The organism is Paracerasibacillus soli (assembly GCF_042432965.1).
In the GTDB taxonomy this organism is placed as follows: domain Bacteria; phylum Bacillota; class Bacilli; order Bacillales; family Amphibacillaceae; genus Paracerasibacillus; species Paracerasibacillus soli.
Genome location: NZ_JBHLWL010000067.1, coordinates 20,411 through 27,037, shown reverse-complemented (window position 1 = coordinate 27,037; position 6,627 = coordinate 20,411). Strand labels below are relative to the sequence as shown.

The window sequence follows — 6,627 nt, the reverse complement described above, 5'->3', positions numbered from 1 at the left end:
AAGCCGAGCTGCGTGAAGTAGAAGCACGACAGGAAGGTGTGAAAGAGGGAATTAAAGAAGGAATTAAAGAAGGAATTAAAGAAGGAATTAAAGAAGGAATTAAAGAAGGAATCAAGGAAGGGATACAAAGGACTGCAAAACGTATGCTACAAGAAGGTTTTGATGTTGAGACAGTATCTCGCTTATCAGGCCTACCAGTAGATGAGATTCAGAGATTAGAAAAATAAATGAATGAAGCGATTTTGTTGAAAAACAGAGGCAGAAATGAAGGCCAATTTTTCGCCTGTAAAGTCGGAAAATTAGGCCTTTTTATATAGTTGTTCCTTAACAGCTCCTTCTTAATGAGTGAGAAATTAGCTGTCTAAGGCACCAGCCAATTATCTTTTCAATAATCGGACGAGATGTCTTGTTTCTCTAGGTAGTTGGATAATAAAATGATGATAAACTTTACTGTGTAAGGTAGGTAATGTGAATGTTCTTCATGAAAAGTCATATTAACAATCAGTAGGGAAACTAGAATTCCCTACTGATTGAAGTATCACTTTATGTTGCGGACCATTCTTCGATTAGAGTTAGAACATTTCTAATCGGAATACTAAATCCAATTGTACCTACGTCTGACACAACTGAATTAATGCCAAGAACTTCGCCAGACTCACTGTGTACAAGTGGCCCACCACTATTACCTGGAGCAATTGGTGCTGAAATTTGATATACATCTTCATAATGATACGGATCTAAATCGAAATCTCGATCAATTCCACTAATAATTCCTATTGTTACGGTATTTTCAAGACCGAGAGGACTACCTAATGCAAGAACCTCATCACCAATTTCTGCCTTTTCTTCTCGCAATTTGAGTGGCTCAACTCCTTCTAATCCTGCAACTCTTACAAGTGCAACATCCGTATCCTCGCTGACGCCAATTACGATTCCGGAAAACTCCTTCGCATCAGAAGTAACGACAACTACATCTGTTTCACCGGCTACAACATGCGCATTCGTGACAATGTCACCTTTATCACTATATATAAAGCCAGATCCAATTGTCCCGTTTGCCAATTCAATTTTCACTACTTTTTTTTGTGTTTCTTGAATAATTTCCTTTAGTTCTTTTGACTCTACATCATCTGGATTCACTTCAGTTGCCTCACTTGCTAAAATATTTGAAGGCTCATTTAGTCTTTTCGGAACTTTATCATGTATATAATACAATCCAAATATACCAGCACTTAAAATGAAGATAGAGATAATGATACTCATGACAAAGCGTAATTTCATCGCGCTCACCTTCCTTTCTTTAGTCAAAAAACCAGATAACATTTGTAATTTGTACTGTTACATTTTCATCGATACCTTCTATTGTGTCTGAGAAAGTACCTTTGTCACCTGGGTTTAATTTATTTGGTTCCACGGTAGTAAAACCATCTTCCAGAAAGTTGCCGTTTTCATCATACACAGAGTAGTAGACTGTAATGGAATATATGGGGATAGTTGCTGTACTGATAATTGTTCCTTCGATGTAAACATTTCCTTTACCATCCAAATCAGCTGAAAAGGATTCGAATTCTACTGCTGCTGTACGATTATGCACATCTTCGTCTGTTACTTGTTGCTCAAACGCAATTTTCTCTTGTTCTATTTTATCTTTAAGGGCAAGCAATTCTTGATCATCTTCTTTATAACTTAAGCCCTTATTAATCGTTCTTAATGCATCATCAAATTGCTCTTTCTCCAAATGAGCAGTCGCTTCTTTTGTCGTAATTTGTACCATTTTACTTAATAGTTGTGTTTCTAATTCAAGGGCTTCATCAGATGAAAGAGATGCGAGTTGATTCAGTTTATTAGCTAATACGTCGACAGTTGTAATACTATCTAACTCTTTTTTTATTTCATCTATAATAAGGGTCGCTTCTTTATTCGCGACTTTCTCATTTAGTGAGATGAAAAGTGGGCCTGTTTCTTCCATTATTTGTTCTTTTAAGACGTTAAGTTTTTCCTTTGCCTTTTCAAATTCTTGTTCCGTTATGAGTTCATGTACTGTATCAATATCGGCAAATACATCATTTGCACGTTCAACTTCTTGTAAATCTTCAGTTAAAGTTTTATAGTTTGGTCTTATATCTATTGCCTTATTTAATCTTTCAATTGCATCTTTGTATGCTCCGTTCAAAGCAGCCTCTTCAGCTGATTTTTGCAATTTCAATACTTTATCATTTTGATTATCTTCGTAAATGTAATAGAAACCTACGCTTAAGCTTGCGATTATAAAACAAACGATAGGAATGAGAAATGGTAATGTAGGCATTAATCGATTAAGTTTTGTTGTTGTTTGTTTTGTTTCATTTTGATCAGACGTTTGCTTATTTGCTGTATTTTGTTCTACAGCATGGGGAACAGGAGAATGATGATGGGGACTAACAGATTTATTCACCAGTTCATCAGCTTTATTTTCAGATCCCTTTTTATTACTTTCATTGGAATGTGTAGTTTCTCTACTCGAATTTTGATTTGGTGAATTTTCGTTGCTCTCTTTTGGAGTGGTTGCGTTTATTTTTATTTCGATTCCACAATTCATACAAAACATGGAGTCATTTATTAGTTTTTCACCACAGTTTTGACAATACAAATAGGTCCTCCTCCTAATCTATAACATTTCACTTTCATGAAATGGTTGCTAAAAGTTTCATGCATGGTCATAGTATATTTGGTTTTGCAAAAGTGGTGACACATGCAACGATTATTCAGTGAGGAATGAGCTATTTTTGTAAAATATGAACAGGAGGAGTATGTCCCTCCTTTGAAGTTTTACTTTATTGTTATTTTCATGTAAAGTGTGGATAGCATTCAAAGATGAGGAAGTGATCTAATTGTATATGAAATTTCCTAACGAAAATAAAAGGCAAATAATTGAAATGGTAAAAGACTATTATAACAATGAGCATGGCATGGAAATAGGTGACCTTGCTGCAGAGAACTTTTTTGATTTTATTTATAAAGAAATTGGTCCTTACTTTTATAATCAAGGTGTGCGGGATGCAAAGTCTATTTTAGAGCAGAAGATAATGAACTTAGAGGAAGATTTGGCATCATTGGAAAGACCGACTTATCGCCGTAATATTTAAATTTTATCCATCTTACTCGCTAATAATTGCCAATCTTCTAAGAAGCTTGTCCATAAGTTTGGTCGTCTTCTTACTGCTAAAGGATGATAGGCAACAGCAGTAGGAATACCTTGGACTTCATGCCATTTACCACGCAAATCTTTTACAGTTGCAGTTTCATGTTCAAACATTGTTTGAACGGAAACATTACCGAGACAAAACAGAGCAGAGGGCTCTTGTTTACTTAATTGTGCTTCTAGATGATGCACACATATACTGCGGGTATGTTCTTTTTCATATTTACGAGTAGGTTTTCTTTTCAGTATGTAGGTTACGTATAAGTCTTCTGGTAACAGTTGAACTTGATGTGCAGCTGATTGTAATGTTTGGCGCGTTCCACATACGAAAGCATTACCATCTTTATCTTCACGTAGTCCAGGGTTATCTAAAATTATCATAATTGGTGCTTTAGGGTTACCTTCACCCCAAACCATACGTGAACCGTGCTTGTAAAGTCCACATTTCTTACAATCTAATTGTTGCCGTGGTGTTGGATCTTCAGGCCAAAGTTTACAAGAGAAATTCTCCATTAGTATCTACTCCAATCTAATAAAATCATTCTTTTTAGTGTATCCCAATATTCCAGTATAAATAGGAAAATACCCCTTCTAAAGTCTTAAATGGCATATTTATAATAGCGGAATCACTTCAAAGATTGCATGACATCATAAAGAAAAATGGGAGACTTCGTACACATAAAAAATTTTCTACTTCAACAATTTCCATATTTAACCGATAATAGATGATGAAGGTGGTGTTACAAAATGGATATCGCAGCACTGTCAATGGCATTCAGTCAAAGTAAGGTACAGCAACAGGCTTCTGTTTCTATTATGCGAAAAGTAATGGATCAAGCAACTGAAAATGGTGCGTTTGTTCAAGAAATGTTAAGTAGCTCTGGCACAGAAGCTAGTGTCAAAGCATTGCAACATGCCGCACAACCGCATTTAGGTACACATATTGATATGAAAGGTTAATTAGATAAGTGAGGATAGTGTTCCGAATGGACTATTCTCACTTTTTCTTATGACAAAATTGTCACTCCCCTATCGTTTTGCATAGAAATAGGGTATATTGAAGCAGTGAGCATATTTAAATTGTCATGCTCCTTTACCAAACAAATGATGGGAGGAAGAGGAGGAGATTTTTTGTGGTTAAATTAAATAATAAAACACGTCAAGAATATACAAAAAGTGTATTGGAAGCTTTACGAAGTGAAGATATGATGGAATTTAGGGCATTATATTTGGCACTGCATCCATCTGATCAACAAGATATTTTCCAATTAATGAATGAATTACTTCGAAAACGAACCTACAATTATTTATCACCGAAAGAATTTGCAGGGATTTTTAGTGGATTAAAGAAGGAAGTACAATTTACGATTGTTCAAGAAGTAAATGAAATATTCGCTTCGCAAATGCTTGACTATATGTTTACAGATAATGTTGTATCTTTTTTATTAGAAATAAAAAAAGATAGACGAGAAGATATTTTGCGTAGGATGAAAAAGGAAAAGGCAGATAAAATTAGAACCTTGCTTTCGTATAAAGAGGAAACGGCTGGTTCCATTATGACGAAGGAATTATTACGCATTAAAACGTATGAAACTGCCGAACTAGTAATTGAGCATCTCCGTGAAGAAGCAATCGACGCAGAAATTATTTATTATTTATATGTTGTGGATGATGAAGATAGATTAGTAGGAGTTGTGTCATTACGTGATTTAATCACCGCTCAGCCAGATGAAGTGGTAGGTAATATGATGAGTACACAAGTTGTTTCTGTTATAGAAGATATGGACCAAGAAAAGGTAGGACGTGTAATTCAAAAATATGACTTACTAGCAGTACCCGTTATATCAAAAGAGCAAAATTTGCTTGGAATTGTAACTGTTGATGATGTCATGGATATTTTAGAGGATGAAACGACTGAGGACTTCGGAGAGATTTCTGCAGTTAAAGACGGAATAGATATGGAATTATCTACATTTAAGGCTGCAAGAGCACGTTCACCGTGGATTATCGCCCTAATGTTTTTAGGATTAGTTACAGCAGGTATTGTGAATAGTTTTGAAGAAACGTTGGAACAAGTTGTCTTACTTGGTGCCTTTATTCCGCTTATCATGGACTCAGCTGGTAATGCAGGAACGCAGTCATTAGCCGTTGCTGTTAGGGGTCTAACGCTGGGTCATATTCGAAGAGAGAATATTGGTAGAATTATTCGTCGAGAATTTGGAATTGGCTTTATTTTAGGTGTCATGTGCCTCATATCTATAACGATACTTATTATTTTGTTATATAAGCAGTGGATACTCGCTGTTATTGTTGGAGTATCCTTGTTATGTACACTAAGTATTTCTGCTGTGGTTGGTGTTGTTATCCCATTATTAACAAATAAATTAAAACTTGACCCGGCCATTGCTTCAGGTCCATTTATTACGACGGTTAATGATATTTTAGGTTTATTTATTTATTTCTCTATTGCTACGGCATTATTAGATTATTTATAGTATCTGCAAATTTCTGCATCAAGGAGATGTCTGATTGCGTGATAGTCGTGGGAATAGATGATTATTTATATAGTAGAAATAGATTTGGGAGTGTGCCAATTACTTTTTAATTAAATTGCATACTCCCATTTTATTATATATTAAGATATGGTTTGGCTTGTATTCGCTTCCTTTTGTAAAAAGGGATTTTTTTCAAAGGAGCCTACTGTTGAAATAATGGTTAACTGTTTCGCCATATATGTAGGTGTATAAGGCATGTCACTCTTTAACCACCATATCATTACGCCCAAATACGCATTTGTAATATAGGGAATACGAATTTCGATTGGGGTATTAAACTTTACTCCGTCATTTGCTAAATACGCAATCCCACTTTTGGCATAGGCTTCAAGAATATCCATTACCCGATCTATAAAATAAGGAATCTTCTTTTCTGCTAACATAATCTTGTAAAACTTTTCTTTCCTCATCATTTGTTCAAAAAGTCTGATGAGAGATGGATGTGGTAAGTCATACTGATATTGAAACTCCATCGGACATACTTTTAAGCTGTTTTTTAAATCCTCTATCTCATTATCCAAGAAGTCGGTAAGTAGTTCATACTTATCATAATAGTGTAAATAAAACGTTGCGCGATTTAATGTTGACTTAGCAGCAATCTCCTGAACACTAATTTTTTCAAATTCCTTTTCCGTCATTAAATCTAATAATGCATTCTCAAATAATTTTTTCGTTCTTTTGACACGCGGGTCGACTTTATTCGACATTATTCATACTCCTGTCTATTTAATGATCGCTTTATAAACAAATTATTACAAATTACCTATAATACAACACAATGACTAAAGATGTGTATTGAGAAAAAAATTGCTAGTAGTATCATTATATATGACAATTTGATGTCAATAAAGTCTTTTTATTTTTACATAGAGGGTATTCGCGTAAAAATAA

Annotated in this window: 8 protein-coding genes; 4 read left to right on the top strand and 4 right to left on the bottom strand. The window is 34.7% G+C overall.

The window, feature by feature from the left end:
* On the top strand, positions 1 to 227 hold a 227-nt coding region (locus tag ACFFIS_RS16990; RefSeq protein WP_512700598.1), incomplete at its 5' end, for an Rpn/YhgA-type helix-turn-helix domain-containing protein.
* Positions 228 to 543: 316 nt separating this feature from the next.
* On the opposite strand, the gene ACFFIS_RS16985 is transcribed toward ACFFIS_RS16990, so the two are convergent.
* Together ACFFIS_RS16985 and ACFFIS_RS16980 are read right to left on the bottom strand one after the other, a co-directional pair.
* Complete coding sequence (locus ACFFIS_RS16985; RefSeq protein WP_320379684.1) at positions 544 to 1,281, bottom strand: S1C family serine protease; 738 nt, start codon at positions 1,279 to 1,281, stop codon at positions 544 to 546.
* Positions 1,282 to 1,300: 19 nt separating this feature from the next.
* The gene (locus tag ACFFIS_RS16980) at positions 1,301 to 2,629 is read right to left on the bottom strand and encodes an FxLYD domain-containing protein (protein WP_390188479.1); all 1,329 of its coding nucleotides are present in this window, start codon (positions 2,627 to 2,629) and stop codon (positions 1,301 to 1,303) included.
* Between the two features lie 247 nt (positions 2,630 to 2,876).
* Between ACFFIS_RS16980 and ACFFIS_RS16975 the strand changes: the two genes are divergently transcribed.
* Positions 2,877 to 3,125, top strand: a complete 249-nt coding sequence (locus ACFFIS_RS16975; RefSeq protein ID WP_320379681.1) for a DUF2164 domain-containing protein — start codon at positions 2,877 to 2,879, stop codon at positions 3,123 to 3,125.
* Here the strand turns inward: ACFFIS_RS16975 and ACFFIS_RS16970 are convergent.
* Positions 3,122 to 3,694, bottom strand: coding sequence for a uracil-DNA glycosylase (locus ACFFIS_RS16970; protein ID WP_390188478.1), 573 nt, complete (start codon positions 3,692 to 3,694; stop codon positions 3,122 to 3,124). The two genes, ACFFIS_RS16975 and ACFFIS_RS16970, sit on opposite strands and share 4 nt — an antisense overlap.
* Positions 3,695 to 3,928: 234 nt before the next feature.
* Between ACFFIS_RS16970 and ACFFIS_RS16965 the strand changes: the two genes are divergently transcribed.
* On the top strand, positions 3,929 to 4,141 hold the full coding sequence (locus ACFFIS_RS16965; protein WP_320379678.1) for a YjfB family protein: 213 nt from the start codon (positions 3,929 to 3,931) through the stop codon (positions 4,139 to 4,141).
* A gap of 173 nt (positions 4,142 to 4,314) precedes the next feature.
* The gene (gene mgtE, locus ACFFIS_RS16960; protein ID WP_320379677.1) at positions 4,315 to 5,676 is read left to right on the top strand and encodes a magnesium transporter; all 1,362 of its coding nucleotides are present in this window, start codon (positions 4,315 to 4,317) and stop codon (positions 5,674 to 5,676) included.
* A gap of 140 nt (positions 5,677 to 5,816) precedes the next feature.
* On the opposite strand, the gene ACFFIS_RS16955 is transcribed toward mgtE, so the two are convergent.
* Positions 5,817 to 6,443, bottom strand: a complete 627-nt coding sequence (locus tag ACFFIS_RS16955; protein ID WP_390188476.1) for a TetR/AcrR family transcriptional regulator — start codon at positions 6,441 to 6,443, stop codon at positions 5,817 to 5,819.
* Between the last annotated feature and the right edge of the window lie 184 nt (positions 6,444 to 6,627).